This window comes from Thermomonas sp., from assembly GCF_046293095.1.
Classification (GTDB): Bacteria; Pseudomonadota; Gammaproteobacteria; order Xanthomonadales; family Xanthomonadaceae; genus Thermomonas.
Genome location: NZ_JBKBPN010000001.1, coordinates 39,984 through 58,423, shown reverse-complemented (window position 1 = coordinate 58,423; position 18,440 = coordinate 39,984). Strand labels below are relative to the sequence as shown.

Annotated in this window: 18 protein-coding genes; 8 read left to right on the top strand and 10 right to left on the bottom strand. The window is 67.1% G+C overall.

Features of this window, described 5'->3' with window-relative positions; genetic code table 11:
- Positions 1–7 precede the first annotated feature (7 nt).
- Genes ACK4SG_RS00310 through ACK4SG_RS00290 form a run of 5 tightly spaced genes read right to left on the bottom strand, consistent with a single transcriptional unit; the run spans position 8 to position 4,760 of the window.
- Complete coding sequence (locus tag ACK4SG_RS00310; RefSeq protein ID WP_409598878.1) at positions 8–517, bottom strand: DUF2878 domain-containing protein; 510 nt, start codon at positions 515–517, stop codon at positions 8–10.
- Positions 514–1,767: a class I SAM-dependent methyltransferase gene (locus ACK4SG_RS00305; RefSeq protein ID WP_409598877.1), complete on the bottom strand. Its 1,254-nt coding sequence runs from the start codon at positions 1,765–1,767 to the stop codon at positions 514–516. Before ACK4SG_RS00305 ends, ACK4SG_RS00310 begins: the two co-directional genes overlap by 4 nt.
- Positions 1,764–2,540: a DUF1365 domain-containing protein gene (locus ACK4SG_RS00300; protein ID WP_409598876.1), complete on the bottom strand. Its 777-nt coding sequence runs from the start codon at positions 2,538–2,540 to the stop codon at positions 1,764–1,766. Before ACK4SG_RS00300 ends, ACK4SG_RS00305 begins: the two co-directional genes overlap by 4 nt.
- The gene (locus tag ACK4SG_RS00295) at positions 2,537–3,799 is read right to left on the bottom strand and encodes an NAD(P)/FAD-dependent oxidoreductase (protein WP_409598875.1); all 1,263 of its coding nucleotides are present in this window, start codon (positions 3,797–3,799) and stop codon (positions 2,537–2,539) included. Before ACK4SG_RS00295 ends, ACK4SG_RS00300 begins: the two co-directional genes overlap by 4 nt.
- A 1-nt stretch (position 3,800) precedes the next feature.
- Positions 3,801–4,760, bottom strand: a complete 960-nt coding sequence (locus ACK4SG_RS00290; RefSeq protein WP_409598874.1) for an acyl-CoA desaturase — start codon at positions 4,758–4,760, stop codon at positions 3,801–3,803.
- A gap of 146 nt (positions 4,761–4,906) precedes the next feature.
- On the opposite strand from ACK4SG_RS00290, the gene ACK4SG_RS00285 reads away from it, so the two are divergent.
- Positions 4,907–5,539: a sigma-70 family RNA polymerase sigma factor gene (locus ACK4SG_RS00285; RefSeq protein WP_409598873.1), complete on the top strand. Its 633-nt coding sequence runs from the start codon at positions 4,907–4,909 to the stop codon at positions 5,537–5,539.
- A complete protein-coding gene (locus ACK4SG_RS00280) occupies positions 5,536–6,216 on the top strand; it encodes a ChrR family anti-sigma-E factor (RefSeq protein ID WP_409598872.1) in 681 nt (226 codons plus the stop codon). The genes ACK4SG_RS00285 and ACK4SG_RS00280 overlap by 4 nt, the downstream gene beginning before the upstream one ends.
- Positions 6,217–6,315: 99 nt before the next feature.
- Here ACK4SG_RS00280 and folE read toward each other — a convergent pair whose 3' ends face one another.
- From folE to ACK4SG_RS00260, 4 genes are all read right to left on the bottom strand, one after another.
- Positions 6,316–7,035 carry a GTP cyclohydrolase I gene (gene folE / locus ACK4SG_RS00275; RefSeq protein ID WP_409598871.1) on the bottom strand — a complete coding sequence of 240 codons (720 nt, stop codon included), beginning with the start codon at positions 7,033–7,035 and terminating at the stop codon, positions 6,316–6,318.
- A 105-nt stretch (positions 7,036–7,140) separates the two neighbouring features.
- Positions 7,141–8,670, bottom strand: coding sequence for a cryptochrome/photolyase family protein (locus tag ACK4SG_RS00270; RefSeq protein ID WP_409598870.1), 1,530 nt, complete (start codon positions 8,668–8,670; stop codon positions 7,141–7,143).
- Positions 8,667–9,428: a hypothetical protein gene (locus tag ACK4SG_RS00265; RefSeq protein ID WP_409598869.1), complete on the bottom strand. Its 762-nt coding sequence runs from the start codon at positions 9,426–9,428 to the stop codon at positions 8,667–8,669. Before ACK4SG_RS00265 ends, ACK4SG_RS00270 begins: the two co-directional genes overlap by 4 nt.
- Entirely contained in the window at positions 9,425–10,000 is a 576-nt protein-coding gene (locus tag ACK4SG_RS00260; protein WP_409598868.1) for a lipocalin family protein, read from the bottom strand. The genes ACK4SG_RS00265 and ACK4SG_RS00260 overlap by 4 nt, the downstream gene beginning before the upstream one ends.
- A gap of 240 nt (positions 10,001–10,240) precedes the next feature.
- On the opposite strand from ACK4SG_RS00260, the gene ACK4SG_RS00255 reads away from it, so the two are divergent.
- From ACK4SG_RS00255 to ACK4SG_RS00230, 6 genes are all read left to right on the top strand, one after another.
- Positions 10,241–11,317 carry an efflux RND transporter periplasmic adaptor subunit gene (locus ACK4SG_RS00255; protein WP_409598867.1) on the top strand — a complete coding sequence of 359 codons (1,077 nt, stop codon included), beginning with the start codon at positions 10,241–10,243 and terminating at the stop codon, positions 11,315–11,317.
- Positions 11,314–14,406 carry an efflux RND transporter permease subunit gene (locus ACK4SG_RS00250; RefSeq protein WP_409598866.1) on the top strand — a complete coding sequence of 1,031 codons (3,093 nt, stop codon included), beginning with the start codon at positions 11,314–11,316 and terminating at the stop codon, positions 14,404–14,406. Before ACK4SG_RS00255 ends, ACK4SG_RS00250 begins: the two co-directional genes overlap by 4 nt.
- 109 nt (positions 14,407–14,515) lie before the next feature.
- Complete coding sequence (locus tag ACK4SG_RS00245; RefSeq protein ID WP_409598865.1) at positions 14,516–15,241, top strand: SDR family NAD(P)-dependent oxidoreductase; 726 nt, start codon at positions 14,516–14,518, stop codon at positions 15,239–15,241.
- A gap of 10 nt (positions 15,242–15,251) precedes the next feature.
- Entirely contained in the window at positions 15,252–15,392 is a 141-nt protein-coding gene (locus tag ACK4SG_RS00240; protein ID WP_409598864.1) for a DUF2256 domain-containing protein, read from the top strand.
- Between the two features lie 11 nt (positions 15,393–15,403).
- A complete protein-coding gene (locus tag ACK4SG_RS00235; protein ID WP_409598863.1) occupies positions 15,404–16,069 on the top strand; it encodes an NAD(P)H-binding protein in 666 nt (221 codons plus the stop codon).
- 68 nt (positions 16,070–16,137) lie between these two features.
- Positions 16,138–16,902, top strand: a complete 765-nt coding sequence (locus ACK4SG_RS00230) for an EAL domain-containing protein (protein ID WP_409598862.1) — start codon at positions 16,138–16,140, stop codon at positions 16,900–16,902.
- A gap of 15 nt (positions 16,903–16,917) precedes the next feature.
- Here the strand turns inward: ACK4SG_RS00230 and ACK4SG_RS00225 are convergent, their stop codons facing one another.
- Positions 16,918–18,336 carry a cryptochrome/photolyase family protein gene (locus ACK4SG_RS00225; RefSeq protein WP_409599669.1) on the bottom strand — a complete coding sequence of 473 codons (1,419 nt, stop codon included), beginning with the start codon at positions 18,334–18,336 and terminating at the stop codon, positions 16,918–16,920.
- Positions 18,337–18,440 lie beyond the last annotated feature (104 nt).

Here is an 18,440-nt window from a genome sequence, read left to right as displayed (position 1 = left end):
GCAAATGTCAGGGTTGCAGGCCGAGCCGGGCGCGCCAGGCGAGCAGCGGCATCGCCACCGCCCAGCCTGCCGCCAGTGCCAGCAGGCTCTGCCAGTGCGGCTGGGCGAACTCGACGACGTGCCAGCCGCGCGCGGCACCGAGATAGGCCAGCGGGCCGCCGATGGCCCCCAACACCGCAGCCAGCAGCAGGCGCCGGTGCAGGTAGCCCAGCAATGGCACCACGCACAGGGAAAACGCCAGCCACAGCGCCAGAATCCACAGCGGCACGCCATGTGCCGGGGCTGCTGCGTAGTCCAGCAGGCCGGTGCGCACCCACAGGGTTTCCAGCACCAGACCCAGGCCCACGCCGAGCAGCGCCAGCCGGGCTTCCAGCAGGCGCTGCGACGACACCCACAGCCGCCACAGCGCAAACAGCGCGGCGGCGGTGACCCCCGGCCACCACAGGCCGTGGCCGGCACCGATCACCGCCGCAAACCAGACGGCCTGATACCCCAGCAGGGTCAGCCAGACGGTCATGCCGCCTCCGCTCCGGACGGGCGCCAGCCGGGTTTGGCCAGCAACAGATGCGCCACGCCCAGGGCGCGCTCGCGGAACCCGCCCTCGCAATAGGCCAGATAGAACTCCCACATGCGAATGAAGCGTTCGTCATACCCCTGTGCGCGCACTGCCGGCAGCTGGGCGAGGAAGCGTTCCCGCCAGGCCTGCAGGGTGCGGGCGTAGGACAGCCCGAAATCTTCCAGCCCCACCAGCGCCAGATCGCTGCTATGGGTCTTGGCCGCCAGCATGGCGTTGATCGAGGGGATGAAGCAGCCCGGGAAAATGTGCCGCTTGATGAAATCGACCGAAGTCAGCGCCTGTTCGTAACGGTGATCCTCGATGGTGATGGCCTGCACCAGCGCCAGCCCATCCGGCTTGAGCAGCCGCCCGATCTGGCCGAAGTAAGCGGGCTGATACTCGGCGCCGATGGCCTCGATCATCTCGATCGACACCAGCTTGTCGTACTGGCCGGTGAGGTCGCGGTAGTCCGATTGCAGCAGGGTGATGCGGTCGCCAAGCCCGGCGGCCTGCACGCGTTGACGCGCCAGCGTGTACTGCTCGTGCGAAATAGTGGTGGTGGTGACGCGGCAGCCGTAGTACCTGGCGGCGTGCACGGCAAACCCGCCCCAGCCGGTGCCGATCTCGATCACATGATCGTTGGGGCTTAAGTTCAGCTTGCGGCAGATCAAGTCCAGTTTGCGGGTGGAGGCGGCCTCCAACGTGTCATCGGCGCTGGCCCAGTAAGCGGAGGAGTACATCATGTCCTCCGACAGGAACAGCCGGAAGAAATCGTTGCCAAGGTCGTAATGGGCGGCGATGTTGCGCCGGCTGCCCGAGCGGGTGTTGCGGCGGAGCAGGTGGATGGCCTTCATCGCCAAGCCGCCCAGTCGTGCACTGCCGGTTTCCATGCCATCCAGCAGGTCGCGGTTGCGCACCAGCAGGCGCACCAGGCCCACCAGGTCACTGCAGCGCCACAGGCCGTCCATGTAGGCCTCGCCCGCGCCCACGCTGCCGTTGCCGGCCAGCGCGCGGTAGAAGCCCGGGTCCAGCACCTCCAGGGTGACGCTGGGGCCATCACCCGCACGGCCGAACGTGATGATGCCCAGCGCGTCGCGGACTTCCAGGTGACCGTGGCCGAAGCCGGTCAGGCGCTCCAGCAGGCGCTGGCGCAGGAAGCGATCGAAGGCGCCGAAGCGCGGCGCGGGGTCGGACTGGACGATGGCGTTCAAGGACGGCCTCCGGACAAACGGGGATGGTCGTGGACGGGCGTGCGCTTCAGCCACAGCCGCAGCGCCTGCCAATGGATGGCGGCCACCACCTGGGTGGTCATGAGGGGATAGCGCCACAGCACGCGGGCCAGTGCCGCGCCGGTCAGGGGGCGGCGGTGCAGGGTCAGATGGGCGTCGAACTCGCGCGACTGACCGTCGAACACGTCCATATGCACATGCAAATCCTCCCCGGGAACACTGAAACGCCAGTCATAGCGACGCGCCATGCCAATGAAGGGGGAGACGTGGAAGGTCTTGTCGAACTGCCAGTGCAGGCTGCGGCCATGCCGGACCGCCTGGGCGACCGGCAGCACGTAGGCATGGCGCTCCTGCCACGGCGTGTTGGTGATCTCCGCGACGATGCTGTGCAGGGTCTCACCGTCGGCGTCGAAACAGTAGTAGAAGCTGACCGGGTTGAAGATCACCCCGGCATAACGCAGGTGTGTCAGCAGCCGCACCGGGCCAGCCGGGCGCTCGCCGGTGGCGGTTTCGACGCGATCCTTCACGGCTTCTTTGAGCGGGCGCTCCGGCGGGCCAAGGAAATCCGACCGGCGAAACTCGGCCAGTGCGCGTCGCGTCGCTGACCACAGCCAGCGCCCACGAAACACCGTTTCCAGCTCGTCGAGATCCAGATACAGCTGCGCCATCCGGTATTCGAACGCATGTGGGCGCGGCAGGTGGCGACGATGTCGAACCGTGCCTTCGTACACCGCGCTGCACGGGTGCGAGCTCATTGCGAACTCCCGTCCTCGGACCAACGGACGCCCAGGCCGGCGGCGACTTCGACGGCGCTTCTCATGCCGTCCTCATGGAAGCCCCAGCCCCAGTAGGCGCCCGCGAACCAGGTGTGGTGGTGGCCCTGGATGCGCGCCTTGCGGCGCTGTGCCGCTACCGAGACGGCGTTATAGACCGGGTGCTGGTAATGCAGGCGGCGCAAGACCTTGGCCGGGTCGATGGCGTCGCTGCGGTTCAAGGTGACCACGAACGGCTCGGGTGACTGCAGGCCCTGCAGCAGGTTCATGCAGTAGCTGACTGTGCAGGGCGCATCCGGGGTGCCGGGCACGTAGGCGTTCCAGGCAGCCCAGGCTTTGCGATTGCGTGGTAGCAGGCGGGCATCGGTATGCAGCACCACGTCGTTGGGCTGGTAGGCGATGGCGCCCAGTACGTCGCGCTCTTCGGCGGTGGCATCCGTCAACAGGGCCAAGGCTTGGTCGCTGTGACAAGCCAGTACGATGCGGTCAAAGCGTTCGCTACCCACCGCGCTGTCCACGGTCACGCCGTGGGCATCGCGGCTTACGCTGCGTACTGGACAGCGCAGCCGCTCCTGCACCTGCCAGCGTGCACGCAGGGCCGCCACGTAGGTGGACGAACCGCCGCGGACCACCCGCCATTCGGGGCGGCCGCTGACCTGCAGCATCTGGTGGTTGGCCATGAACTGCACGAGATAGCGGGCCGGGAAGGCCAGGATCTGCTCCGGCGGGGAGGACCACAGCGCCGACGCCATCGGCACCAGATGGTCGTCGCGGAAGGCCTCGCCGTAGCCGTTGTCATCCAGCCAGTCGCCGATGCCCGGGCCGGGGCTGTCGCCGTCCAGCAGCGAGGGCGCCTGCCGGTAGAACCGGAACAGGTCGCGCACCATGCCCAGGAAGCGCGGTGAGACCAGGTTGCGGCGATGACAGAACAGCGTGTCCAGCGTGGTCGCGTTGTATTCCAGCCCGGTGCGCGCGTTGTGCACCGAGAAACTCATGGTGGTGGGCTGGCTGGCCACGCCGAGCTGGTCGAACAGGCGCGTGAGCAGGGGGTAGTGGGCTGGGTTGTGGACGATGAAGCCGGTGTCCACCGCATAGCGTTGGCCGGCCAGCTCGATCGGGTGCGTATGCGTGTGGCCGCCGAGGTAATCGTTCGCCTCGAACAGCACCACGTCGTGCGCGTGCGACAACAGCCAGGCGCTGGCCAGCCCGGAAATGCCGGAACCGACGACGGCGATGCGCATGTCAGCGCTCCGCCTTGGCCAGCACCCAGGCGGGTACCGGCTTCAGGTCGCGCACCAGCCCCAGCGCCGCCAGCAGTCGCAAGCCGTACCACGTCAGGTCGATCTCCCACCAGCGGAAGCCCTGCCGTGCACTGCTGGCATAGAAATGGTGGTTGTTGTGCCAGCCCTCGCCGAAGGTCAGCAGCGCCAGCCAGAGGTTGTTGCGGCTGTCGTCGGTCGTCGCGAAACGACGGCTGCCGAACCGGTGCGCCAGCGAGTTGATGGTCACCGTGGCGTGGAACAGCACCACGGTCGAGACGAAAAAGCCCCACACCAGCAGCTGTGGGCCGTTGGTGCCCAGCCCCGGCGCGACGCGCTCCAGCACTTCGCCTACCCCATACAGGGCCACGGCCATAGCCGCAGGTACCGCCACATCGAAGCGGTCCAGCCAGCGCAGTTCCGGGAAGCGGGCCAGGTCCGGCACCCGGCTTAGGTCGGTGGCGAAGGCGCGCTTGGTGAGGAACCAGCCCATGTGGCTGCGCCAGAACCCGTGGCGGGGGGAGTGCGGATCCTCCGGCGCATCGGAATGGCGGTGGTGGTGGCGGTGGTGCGCCGCCCACCACAGCGGTCCGCGCTGCACGCTGGCCGCACCGACCAAAGCAAAAATGAACTGCATCGGGCGCGAGGTGCGAAAGGCGCGATGCGAGAAGTAGCGGTGGTAGAAGCCGGTGATCGCGAACATGCGCACGGCGTAGAGCAGGGCGGCCACCAGCAGGGCGATGGGGGATGCGCCCACCCAGATCACGGCCAGGCAGCCTAGGTGCAGCAGGACGAAGGGCAGCACCCGCAGCCAGTCCACCCGGTCTGCATCGGCACCCTCCGGCACCGGCATCGCGGCGCTGTCAAACCATTGGCGCAGCCAGCGGGTGCCGGTGGCTTTCGCAGAAGTGCGCTGGGGTGGGGGCGCCGGGTCCTGGGGCATCGTGAGCATCCGTTGGGAACGCGTCTATTTACGCGACTTTTCCCGCGATGGATGCAGGGGGGGTGTCATTTATTCCCCTGCCGCATCCAAACCCGAAGGCCCTGCGTAGGAATCGACGAATCCCTTCCGCCGGCAATTGCCCTACCATGCGAGCCAATCCCAACGCCGGAGACCTGTCGCCTTTCGAGGCGGCCAGAGTCATGTCGATTCCCGATGCAAGCCCCGGAGACCCGGGCTACTGGTCCGGTCAGATGCAGGCGGTTGCGCGACGGCGCGACCAGGATTGCTTCATGCGGATCTACGACCACTTCGCCCCGCGCGTCCGCCTGTACCTGCGAGGGCTGGGCGTGCCGGAGGCGGTGGCCGAGGAACTGGCGCAAGAGGCGCTGCTGCGGCTGTGGCAGCGGGCTGAAAGCTACGATGCCAACCGTAGCGCGCTGTCCACCTGGTTGTTCCGGATCGCCCGCAACCTGCACATCGACCGCCTGCGGCGTGAGAACCATTGGATCGCGGTGGACACAGAGCCGGAATGGGAGTTGGAGGAGGAGCCACAGAACCCCGTGTTCTCCTCCGCCGAAAGCTATGCCGCCCACGCCGACCTGAACGAGCGCATCGAGCGCCTGTCCGCAACCCAAGCCCGATTGATCCGCATGTCCTATTTCGAAGCCAAGTCCCACCAGCAGATCGCCGACGAGCTCGGCATGCCGCTTGGGACGGTGAAATCCTCCATCCGCCGCGCATTCCAGCGCCTGCAGTCCAGCGTGCAGGGGGCGGCATGAGCAGCCCACGCCACCATCTGGACCCGGCCACGCTGGTCAGCCTTGCCGCGGGCGCGCTGTCGCCCGAAATGGCGGCCGTCGCCGAGACCCACCTCGAAGGATGTGCGCACTGCCGGGCCCGGCGGGCCGAGGCCGAGCACGTCGGTGGCGCGCTGCTGCTCCAGCAGCAGCCGGTGCCGGCCGCAGGGGAACGCGCCGAGCGCCTGCGCGACGACATGCTGGCGCGCCTGCGGCAACCGTTGCCGATGGCGTCCGGGCGTGCACGGCCCGATCCTGTCGATACTCGGCGCGATACCGACGCTTTGCCGCGTCCGCTGCAGCCCTATTTTGGCAAGAGCTGGAAGGCGCTGCGCTGGCGCTGGATGGCGCCAGGCGTACACATGATCCGCGCGCCCCGCAGCAGCGGCGACGCGCTCGTCCTGCTGAAGATCGCCCCCGGTAAAAGCATGCCGGTGCACAGTCACGGTGGGAGCGAGTTGACCCAGATCCTGAAAGGTGCCTACGACGACGAACTGGGCCATTTCGGCCCCGGCGACATGGCCGACCTGGACAGCGACATCGAACACCAGCCGGTGACTTCGCCCGGTGTGCCCTGCATCTGCGTGGCGGCCCTGGACGGCCCGCTGCAGTTCCGCGGCTGGCTGGCCCGCAAGCTGCAGCCGATGGTCGGTCTCTGATCTCTGCGCCCGCTCCGGCCTGACCGGAGCTTTCATCCAAACGAAAACGGCCCGCATTGTCCGATGCGGGCCGTTCGTTTGTTGGCGTTGCGGCCGGAATCAGCCGCTTCGACGCAGGGACAGGAACTCCTTACGCAGCGATGGGTCGGTGAGGAAGCGGCCACGCATCACGCTGTTGATCATTTTCGACCCGTCGTCCTTCACGCCACGCCAGTGCATGCAGTAGTGGTCGGCTTCCATCACCACGGCAACGCCGTCCGGCTTCAGGCGCTGCTCCAGCAGGTCGGCGATCTGGCTGACCGCTTCCTCCTGGATCTGTGGCCGGCTCATGATCCAGTCGATCAGGCGGGCATATTTGGACAGGCCGATCAGGTTGGAGTCGGCATTGGGCAGCACGCCTACCCACACCTGGCCCATGATCGGGCAGAGATGGTGCGAACAGGCGCTGCGTACACGCAAGGGCCCGACGATCATCAGCTCGTTCAGGCGCTCGGCATTGGGAAACTCGGTGACCGCGGGCATCGTCTGGAAGCGGCCGGCAAACACCTCGCGCACGAACATCTTGGCCAGGCGGCGGCCGGTGTCGCGGGTGTTGTGGTCGTTGTCGGTATCGATGACCAGCGCGCGCAGCATCTCCTGCGCCTTGGCGGCCACCTCGCTTTCTATCGCTTCCAGCTCGCCGTCTTCGAGGTAGTCAGCGATGTTGTCATTGGCATGGAAGCGGGTGCCTGCGCTGCGCAGGCGTTCGCGTACGCGCTGCGACGCGGTGAGCGGTGCAAGGCGTTGGATGGGGGCGGGTTCCCGCAGGGGGTGCGACATGGCGTGGCCTCGAGAAGGCGGGGGAAGGGCGCGCGGCATACGACCTTTGCCGGTTGCAGCGCTTGCCGGTGCTTACGCCGGCCGATTCGCTTTGGATGCGGTGGATCAGAGCCCGTCGAGATCTGCCAGCACCTCCGCCGACCGCATCGCCAACGCCTCCCGCTTTGCGGCCGGCATGCGTGCCAGCTGCCGGTAGGGCATTGCCAGCCGTGGATTGCCGGCCAGACGCTTGCTGTTGCGATCCAGGAAGGTCCAGTAGAGCGCATTGAACGGACATGCGCGTGGGTCGATGTGGGCGTCACGACGGTAGTAACAGTGCCCGCAGTGATCGCCCATGCGATGCAGATAGGCCGCCGATGCGACATAGGGCTTGGTGGCCAGCAGGCCGCCGTCAGCGAACTGGCTCATCCCAAGCGTATTGGGCAGTTCCACCCATTCAAAGGCATCGATATAGATGCCGAGATACCAGCGATGCAGCGCCTGCGGGTCCAGCCCGGCCAGCAGGGCGAAGTTGCCGATCACCATCAGCCGCTGGATGTGGTGGGCGTGTGCGTGTGCCAGCGACTGCCCGATCGCCGCACGCACGCAGGCCATCCGGGTCTGCCCGGTCCAGAACCAGTCCGGCAGTGGGCGGTCGTGCCCGAAGGCATTGCTGGCGTCGTAGCCGGGCATGCGCGCCCAATACACGCCGCGTACGTACTCGCGCCAGCCCAGGATCTGGCGGATGTAGCCCTCCACCGCTGCCAGTGGCGCACGACCGGCGCGGCCCTCGGTTTCCACCCGTGCAATCACCTCGGCCGGTGAAAGCATCTTCACGTTCAACGCGAATGACAGCAGGGAGTGGAAGAGCCGGTGGGCGCGGCTGCTCAGCGCGTCCTGGTAGTCACCGAAGTGCGGTAGCGCATGTTCGACAAACGCATCAAGCTGGCCCAGCGCTTCCTCGCGGTCGATCGGCCAGCGGAATGCATCCGCCGACGGATTGCCGAAGCTGGTGACACCCGCGGCCTGGATGCTGGCCCACAGGGCGGTGTGATCATGGGGCGGCCGCAAGTCTGGCGGCTCCGGCGGATCCCCGCGCCAGGGCTTGCGGTTTTCAGCATCGAAGTTCCAGCGCCCGCCCAGCGGGGCGCCGTCCGGCTCCAGCAGAATGCCGTGGCGTTGCCGCATGTGCCGGTAGAACAGCTCCATGGTCCAGCGTTTGCGGGTGCCGAAAAAACTCGCTACGGCATCACGTGCTGCGAGGAAGTGGTGGCTGTCCACGCAACGCGCAGGAATGGGCAGGCGCGCGGCGTAGTCTTTGAGCTGCGCGTCCAGCCGCCATTCGTCCGGCGCCTGGTACTCAAACGCAGTGGCACCGTGCAGCGCCATCAGCCGGTCCAGGTTGGCGGTCAGCGACGGCAGGGTGTCGGGATCGTCAATCCGCAGATAGGCAACGCGATGACCGGCGGCGCGCAAGCGATCCGCAAAGCGGCGCATGGCTGCAAAGATGGCAATGATTTTCTGCGCGTGGTGGAGGACGTAATCGGTTTCCTGACGGACTTCCATCAGGACATACAGAACATCCGGCGACACCGTATCGAACCAGGGATGCCGCGGGTTCATCTGGTCGCCCAGCACCAGCCGCAGGCAGGTCATCCGGTGTGGCGCCCGGGTTGGGTGCGCCAGCCGTTGCGGCGTAGGGCCAGCGCAGTGAAGACGACCAGTCCCGCCAGCACCAGCGCGATCGTGGCGGCGACATTGGCACCGGGCAGCTCGGACGCCTGCTGCTTGACCGACACGCCGGCCAGGCCCCACAGCGCCGCCAAGGCGTACCAGGGGTTACCGCGCAGTTTCAGCAGAACGACCAGCAGCAACAGCCCAGCCAATGCAAACAGCACCAGCGTCCACGGCAACATCCGGTCGGTTGGCAGCAGCCCGAAGGCCACCACCACCTGCGCGACATTCAGAAACACCGCCAGCGACACCCAGCCGGCGTGCAATGACAGCGGGATGTACTGCCACCAGGGGCCACGCGAGTGGGTGCGGGTCTCAGATGCCAGCCAGGCTGCTGCCAGCAGACAGCCCAAGCTGCCCCAGATGATGGCCAGCGCAAGCCAGAACCACTGCAACGAGAACACCACCATCCACAGCGAGGTCAGTGCGAAGCCGATGGCCGTCAGCACGCGGATACGGCGCAGGCGCGCATCGGGCGTGCGGATGCGGGCCTGGGCGATGGCAAACACGCCATCAAGCAGAAAGATCGGCCCCCAGATGGCAAAGGCATAGCCTGCGGCCACGATCAGGGTTGGATAGCGGTTGGAAATCTCGCCATTGCTCGGGCCCAGCAGGCCGGTATTGGACAGCCAGGCCACCAGCGGCATCAAGAGCGCCAGCAGCAGGACCGCCACGTTCATGGGCACTCACCGTCGAACTGGTCGCTGCCTGGGCCCTGCTCGGGCCAGCGTTGCGGCACCCGCTGGATGCGCGAGACGTCGTAACCAAACGTGCGGGCACGGGTCAGCATGGCCTGCCAGTCCGCCTCGCTCACGGTGGGTGTGCGCGCCATGTACCAGAGGTAGTCGCGGGCATCGCGCACGACGAGCACCTGGCTGTAGTCCTCGGCCAGCCAGCCGACCTTGTACTGGGCCTTGAACAGGCCGAAGAAGCGCACCTTCCATTCGGCGTTGCCGGTACCGGGTACCACCAGACCGGTCGATTTCAGGCGCTTGACCGGGGCATCGAAACGGTCGGGCCGGTAGCGGTACCAGGTGCAGACATTGCCATTGCGATCCAGCCGGTAGGTTTCCACCGGATTGTGATTGCCCTGTTCCAGCCAGGTGGGAATGATGCCGATGACGTACCAGCGGCCCATGTAGCGCGGTAGATCGACCTGCGCCACGGGCCGGATCGGTGTGGCCGCTTCGGCGCAACCGGTCAACAGGATGGCAAGCAGCGCGGGCAGAGCAGCGGCAATCAGGCTGCGCATGGCGGGAAACTCCAAAGCGGGGATGCCTGTGTTACGGCAGGCCGGTCGGGCTGGATGCAACCGCCGCCTGCATCCAGTCCAGGTTCGTTGTGCGTAAGCCCGGCGTTGCAATGCCGGGTCGGCACTCACGTGCGTCACGGCGATGTCGCCGAACGCTGAAAGAGTGTTTTCGCCTCTGGTCGCCACGCGGCCCAATATGTAAACTTTAAAGTTTAGAAATAAACCCAGAGACGTTCATCCATGCCTGTTGCCCATCGCGCCGCCCTGGTGACCGCCATCGCCAGCCTGCTCGCACTGACCACTGCGTGCCATCGCACATCTGACGCCAACGCGGCCGCGGATGCCGCACCCTATGTCCGCACGGTGACCGTGGCGCCGGTGACGGCTTCATCCCGGGCGCTGTCAGGCACCGTTCGGGCGCGCTTTGAATCGCCGCTGGCCTTTCAGGTCGGTGGGCGGATCCTGACGCGCCAGGCCGATGCCGGGCAATCGGTCCAGGCCGGGCAGGTGCTGTTCACCCTCGACCCGATCGATCTGGAACAGGCGTTGCGTAGCGCCGAGGCTGACCTGAAAGCCGCTGAAGCGGCGCTGCGTACCGCGCAGGCCGATTTCGAACGGTTCCGTCAGTTGCAGGACAGCCAGTTCGTCAGCGCCCAGGCGGTGGAACGGGCCGCGCTGGCGGTGCGGCAAGCGCAAAGCGGGCGTGATGCCGCGGCGGCGCGCTTTGCCCAGGTGCGCAATGCCCTAGGGTATGCCCAGCTGCGCAGCCCGGCCGCGGGCGTGCTGATGGAGGTCAGCGGTCAGCCCGGGCAGGTCGTCAGCGCGGGGCAACCGGTGGCGGTGCTGGCACAGGCTGGTGAACGTGAGATCGAAGTCTTCTTCCCGGATGACGTGTTGCCGCCGCCTGCGGGCGAGGCCGTCCTGCCCGACGGACAAACGCGGCCACTCACGCTGCGCGAAGCCGCACCCATGGTCGATGCGTCCGGACGCACCCGGCGCGCCCGCTACACGGTGCCGAATCTGCCGCAGGCGCTGGCGCTGGGCAGCATCGTCTCGACCCGGTTTGCCGATGGCGGCAACCCGGCCGCCGCGCAGGCGCAGTGGCGGGTGCCGATCGGCGCGCTGGATGAGCGCGGTCATGGCCCGCGCGTCTGGCGCGTGCGCGACGGGCGCCTGGAACCTGTGCCGGTGCGCGTGCTGGCACTGGATGATCGTCAGGCCACGGTCGCGGGTGCGCTCAAGGCCGGTGAGCATGTGGTGGCCCTGGGCACCCACCTGCTCAAGGACGACATGCGCGTGCGGGAGCTGGCGCGATGAGTTTTCCCAACCTGTCGGCGCTCGCGGTGCGCGAGCGCGCCGTCACGCTGTTTTTGCTGATTCTGTCGGTGCTGGGTGGGCTGTACGCCTTTGCCTCGATGGGGCGCGCCGAAGACCCGGCCTTCACCGTACGCGTGATGCAGGTCAGCGTCGCCTGGCCCGGCGCCTCGGCGCAGCAGCTGCAAGAGCAGGTGGTCGATCGTCTGGAAAAGCGCATCCAGGAGGTGGAATACCTCTACCGGATTGAGACCACCGTGCGCCCGGGGCAAGCCACCTTGCAGGTGGAGTTCCAGGACTACACCCCGCAAGCCAAGGTGCCGGAGCTGTTCTACCAGGTGCGCAAGCGCATGTGGGACGAAGCACGCAACATGCCCAATGGCGTGATCGGCCCGATCGCCAACGATGATTTTTCCGACGTCTATTTCAGCCTGCTCGCGCTGACCGCGCCGGGGCTGCCGATGAGCGATCTGGTGCGTGAGGCCGAGCGCCTGCGCGATCAGTTACAGCGTATCGACGGCGTGCACAAGGCGCTGGTGCTGGGCGAGCGCAGCGAGCGGGTCTATGTCGAGTTCGACAATGCCCGCCTGGTGAACCTGGGTCTGTCGCCGCAGGCCATCTTCGAAGCCATCGATGCCAGCAACCGGCTGGTGCCTACCGGCCGGATTGAAACCGACGGGCCGCGTCTGTACATCCGGCTCGATGCCGACTTGAGCGACCCCGACACGCTGGCGGCGCTGCCGATCCGTGCCGGCAACAAGGTGTTGCGGCTGGGCGATATCGCCACCATTCGCCGCGGCTATGAGGAGCCGCCTTCGTATCTGGTGCGGGCGCGCGGTCAGGATGCCGTGCTGCTTGGCGTGGTGATGAACAAAGGCGAAAACGGCCTGGAACTGGGCAAGCGCCTGCAGGCCTATCTGGACCAGGAAAAAGCCGAGCTGCCGCTGGGCATGACGCTCACGCAGCTCACCAACCAGGCCGATGCCATCGCCAAGGCGGTCAACCTGTTCCAGATCAAGTTTCTGGTAGCGGTGATCGTGGTGATGGGGGTGAGCATGCTGGCCATCGGCTGGCGTGCCGGGCTGATCGTTGGCATCGCCGTGCCAGTGACGCTGGGGATCAGCTTCCTGGTGATGAGGCTGATGGGCATCAATCTCGACCGCATCACCCTGGGCGCGCTGATCATCGCGCTGGGGCTGCTGGTGGACGACGCGATCATCTCGGTGGAGATGATGCTGGTCAAACTGGAAGAGGGCTGGGACAAGGTGCGCGCCGCCGCCCATGCCTGGAACGTGACGGCCGCGCCGATGCTGTTTGGCACCCTGGTCACCGTGGCGGGTTTTCTGCCGATCGGCTTTGCCCGCTCGGGCGTGGGGGAATATGCCGGCAACATTTTCTGGGTGCTGGGCATCAGCCTGCTCGTCTCCTGGCTGGTGGCGGTGATGTTTGCGCCTTACCTGGGCGTGAAGCTGCTGCGCGAAGTGCCGCCTACGCAGCAGCACGACCATGCACACCTCTACAGGACACCGCGCTACCAGCGCCTGCGCGCCCTCATCACCGGGTGCGTGCGCCATCGCGTGATCGTGGTGGCCGGCACGGTGGGCCTGCTGGTGCTGTCGATCGTGGGCATGGCCACGGTGGTGCAGAAACAGTTCTTCCCCAGTTCCGACCGCACCGAGGTGCTGGTCAGCGTCTATCTGCCGCAAGGCACCGCGATCAACGTGACCGACAAAACCGTGCGCCAGCTGGAAGCGATTCTTTCGCCGATGCCCGAGGTCAAAACCCTGTCCGCTTATGTGGGCGCGGGCGCGCCGCGGTTTTTCATTTCGGCCAACCCCGAGCCGCCCGATCCTGCCTTTGGCAAGCTGATCGTGGTGGCGCAGGACGAGGCCGCACGCGACCGCATCATGGCCACGCTGGAGCAACACATCCGTGCCGGTGAGTTCGCCCAGGCGCGGGTGCGCGTGGCGCGGCTGCTGTACGGGCCGCCGGTGATCTGGCCGGTGCAGTTCCGCGTTTTCGGCCAGGATCCCAACCAGGTGCGCGCGATCGCCTACCGCGTGCGCGAGGTGATGGCACAGAACCCGCACGTCGTTGACCCTCACCTGGAGTGGGACGAACGTACCCCCGTGCTGCACCTGACCGCCGACCCGGATCGGCTGCGCCTGCTGGGCCTGACCCCGCAGGATGTGGCGCAACAGCTGCAGTTCCTGCTCGATGGCGTGCCGGTGACGCAGTTGCGGCGCGACATCCGCAGCGTCGATCTGATCGCGCGCGGCGCACTCAACGGCAAGCGGCTTGACGCGCAAACCGTGGGCAGTCTCGAGCTGCTCAACCGCGACGGGCGCAAGCTGCCGCTGGCGCAGCTCGGCCGGGTGGAGGTGCGCTATGAGGAGCCGGTGATCAAGCGCTACAACCGCGAACCCTTCGTGGCGGTGCAGGGCGAGGTGCGCGGCGCACAGCCCAACGATGTCACCGATGCCGTCTGGAAGAGGCTGGAGAAGGTGCGAGCAGACCTGCCGCCCGGCTATCGCGTTGCCATCGGCGGCTCGGTGGAGCAATCGGGCAAGGCCAATGCCTCGATCGCCAAATTGCAGCCGGTGATGGTGGCGTTCATGCTGATCTTCATCATGCTGCAGATGCGCTCGTTTGCCGGCACCTTCATGGTGGTGGCCACTGCGCCGCTGGGGCTGATCGGTGCCGTGCTGGCGCTGGTCGTGTTCTGGCAGCCGTTCGGGTTCGTGGCGCTGCTGGGCCTGACCGGACTCGCCGGGATCCTGATGCGCAATACCCTGATTCTCACGCAGCAGGTCAGCGACAACTTCGAGGCGGGGCTGGGCGCGTTCGACGCCGTCGTGGAAGCCGCCGTGCAGCGCGCCCGCCCGGTGGTGCTGACCGCGCTGGCGGCGATGCTGGCCTTCATCCCCCTGACCCATGACAGTTTCTGGGGGCCGCTCGCCTATGTGCTGATCGGCGGCGTGGCGGTGGGCACCGCCATCACCCTGCTGTTTGTGCCGGCGTTGTATGCACTGTGGTTCCGCATCACGCCGGACGGCGCTGCACACGCCGATCCAGCCCCAGGACAGGCCTGATTCCACCGTCATGCCAGCGCACTGACGGACGCCAGATCGCCGGGCGCTGCATCCGCCCGGCAGTCCTGCCCGTAGCGGTTGATGACGGTCAACGGCAAGGGCAGGACGCATGGCAGGCAAGATCCTGGTGTATGGCGCCACTGGTGGCATCGGCAGCGCGCTGTGTGGGCGTCTGGCGGCAGAAGGGCACGCGCTGCACCTGGTGGCACGCGATGTGCAGCGTCTGCAGGCGCTCGCCGATCCGCTGGGTGCCACGTACACCGCCGTTGACGTGCTCCAGCCAGGTGCAGTCCAACAGGTGGCGGCAGACGCAGGTCCGTCGCTGTCAGGTCTGGTCTATGCCGTGGGCAGCATCAACTTGAAGCCCTTTACCCGCTTGACGCCCGAGGATTTCGAGCGCGATTTCCGGCTGAACGCTGCGGGTGCCGCGTTGGCGATTCAAGCCGCACTGCCGGCACTCCGTGCTGCCGGCGAACGCGCCTCGGTGGTGCTGTTTTCCTCGGTGGCGGCAAGCCGCGGCTTCCCGATGCATGCCTCCATCGGAATGGCCAAGGCCGCGGTGGAGGGGCTGGTGCGGGCGCTGGCGGCCGAACTGGCGCCTGCGGTGCGCATCAACGCCATCGCGCCATCGCTGACCGAGACACCGCTGGCGCAGGGTATCGTGGGCAATCCGCGCATGCGCGAATCGATCGCCGCGATGCACCCGCTGGCGCGGTTGGGAACACCCGACGACATCGCAAGTCTGGCCGCATTCCTGCTCTCGCCGCAGGCTGACTGGATCACCGGGCAGGTCATCGGGGTGGACGGCGGCCGCGGGGTAGTGGCCGGCAAATAAGGCGGCTGTCATGCCACGCATGCGCAAGAAAAGCGAATTGCCACAGAAGATCTGCGCGACCTGCGGCCGGCCGTTCCAGTGGCGTCGCAAGTGGGCGCGCGATTGGCCTTCCGTTCGCTACTGTTCTCAACGCTGCGGTGGGCGCACGTGAGGAGACACACGATGGACAAGCAGGTGCTGTTGGTCGGTGCCACCGGGCTGGTGGGGCAGGGCGTCTTGCAGGTGCTGCTGGAGGCGCCCGACATCGCAGGCGTCACCGTGCTGGTTCGCCGCCCGTACGCTGCGCCACACCCCAAGGTGCAGGTGCTGCAGGTGCCGGCCTTCACCCAGGAGGCGCTGGCCCGCCTTGATCTGCATGGCCATGACGCCTGTCTGTATTGCGCCGGCCCGTTGCCCGTGGGCATGACCGAAGCGGCATACCGCGAGGCGACGGTGGCCACGCTGGCACGCGTCATCGAGGCATATGCAGCGGCCAATCCCGGGGGCTTCGTCGCCTATGTCTCGGGCATGGGCGCCGATGCCGGCAGCCGGGTCATGCCGCTGCGCGTCAAGGGCGAGGCGGAAGCCGTTCTTGCCCGCTCCGGCCTGGCTTACACCTGCCTGCGGCCAGGGGTGGTGCGACCGGTGCTGGGTGAAGCCTCGCCCCATCGGATACGGCGGGTCCTGTATGCGTTGGGTGGCCCCGTGCTGGCCGTCGCCGGACGCCTGCTGCCGGGTGTGCTGACCACCACGCGCGCCATTGGCGGTTGCATGCTGCATCTGGTGCGCATGGACGGCGTGCGGCCTGCCATCATCGACAATGCCGCCATCGCGCGGAACTGCAACTGAGATCGCACCCTCGATCTTCCTGCCGTCGGGTAGTCTCGTAGGCCATCGCGTCGCAATGGGGGCACCGCATGGAGCCGAAGGAAACGCGCGAAGGTTGCGGCCTTTGCCGCGATGCGGCGCCGCTGGAGTTCGATTTCAGCTATGCGTTCCAGCCCATCGTCGATATTGACCACAGGCAGGTGTTCGCCCACGAGGCGCTGGTGCGCGGCCCGGGCGGCGAGCCTGCGCCCACGGTGCTGTCGCGGGTCACCGACGCCAATCGCTACCAATTCGACCAGGCCTGCCGCGGCAAGGCGATCGAGATCGCCTCGCGGCTGGGCATGCAGTCCAACCTGTCGATCAACTTCCTCCCGAATGCCATCTACCGACCCGAGCTGTGTATCCGCTCGACGCTGGTGGCGGCGCGCAAGCATGGCTTTCCGATTGACCGGATCATCTTCGAGACCGTGGAAGGCGAGCAGGTCAACGATGGCAAGTGGCTCGCGGAAATCCTGCGCGAGTACAAGCGCATCGGCTTCATGACCGCGATCGACGACTTCGGCGCCGGGTTTGCCGGACTGAACCTGCTGGCCGACTTCCAGCCCGACATCGTCAAGCTGGACATGGCGCTGGTGCGCGGGATCGACCAGAGCAAGCCGCGCCGTGCCATCGTCGCTGGCGTGGCGGCGATGTGTTGCGAATTGGGGATCCAGGTGATCGCAGAGGGCATCGAAACGGTCGATGAGATGTGCTGCCTGCGCGATCTTGGCATCCGCCTGATGCAGGGTTACTGGTTCAGCCGCCCGCTGTTCGAACGGGGCTGCGCCCCGGAGGCGATCGCCTGGCCGGCATGAGCCTGCCGGCGGTCGTCATTGCTTTGCCAGCGTGCCCCAGGCCGCCAGCGCGGCATCGCGGGAGGCGCCCAGGTCCACCATCGGGGCCGGGTAGCCGCGGGCTGCCAGCAGGGCGGAATGCTTGCCCGCCTCGTGCAGCACCTTGGCCGGCAGCGGGGCCAGCTCCGGCAGCCAGCGCTTGATGTAGGTAGCGTCCGGGTCGAACTTGGCCGCTTGCAGGTACGGGTTGAAGACCCGGAAGTAGGGCGCCGCATCTGCGCCGCAGCCGGCCACCCACTGCCAGCCCAGCGTGTTGTTGGCCAGATCGGCGTCCACCAGCGTGTCCCAGAACCAGCGCGCACCCTGCAGCCAATGCTGGCGCAGGTTCTTGGTCAGGAAACTGGCCACCACCATGCGCACGCGGTTGTGCATCCAGCCGGTGTGCCAGAGTTCGCGCATACCGGCGTCCACCAGCGGGATGCCGGTGCGGCCCTGCTGCCAGCGCGCCAGCAGCGCGTCGTCGGCGGGCGCCCACGGGAAGCCGTCGAAGCGGGGATTGAAGTTCGCCTCCGGCGTCTGCGGAAAATGGAAGAGCAGGTGGTGTGCGAACTCGCGCCAACCCAGCTCGCGCAGGTAAGGCTCCAGATCCGGCCGCTGTCGGGTGTCGCTGCGGCTGGCACGGTCCTGCAGGACGCGCTGGATCTGCCGTGGGGTGATCTCGCCGAAATGCAGGTGCGGCGACAGCCGCGAGGTGCCGTGGCGGGCGGGTAGATCGCGGCCCTTCGCATAATCCAGGACGGCATCGTCCGCGAAAATCTCCAGCTGCTCGTGGGCGCCGGCTTCCCCCGGCGTCCACGCCTCGGCCAGCCCAGCGTCCCAGCGGATCTTGGGCAGCAGCCCCAGCGCAGCTGTTGGCAAGTTGCCCGGAACCTGCATCCACTCGCGGGCCCGGGCGATGGGCAGCGGTGCCGCGTCTGGGAGCTGCGACCGCTGCTTGCGCCAGAACGGGGTGAACACCCGGTAGGGCTGGCCGGCGTCCGTCGCCAGGGTCCATGGCTCATGCCAGAGGTTGCCTGCGTGACTGTGCACCTCGATGCCGTCCTGGCGCAGTGCAGCCTTGAGCGCGGTGTCGCAGGCGATCCCGGCGGGTTCGTAACGGCGGTTCCAGTAAATCGCGGTAGCGCCGGTGGCGCGCACCAGATCGCGCAGTGCGTCCCGCGGGTTGCCGTGCCGGATGTGCAGGTCGCCACCTTGCGCCAGCAGCTGCGCGCGCAGGGCTTCCAGCGCGTGGTGCAACCACCAGCGGCTGGCGGCGCCCGGTGCCCACGGCGCGTCCTGGTCAGGCGCATGGATGTAGACCGGCAACACCCGGTCGTGGGCGGCGCAGGCGGCGGCAAGCGCCGGATTGTCCGTCAGGCGCAGGTCGCGCCGGAACAGCACCAGGGCGGTGGATATCAAGAGAGCCGCCTTTGAGTCGTTACTAATGAAGAGTGTCTGGGTATACGTGAATCCATGCGGATTCGATGCCACGATGGCTTTTACTTTACATAATATGCATT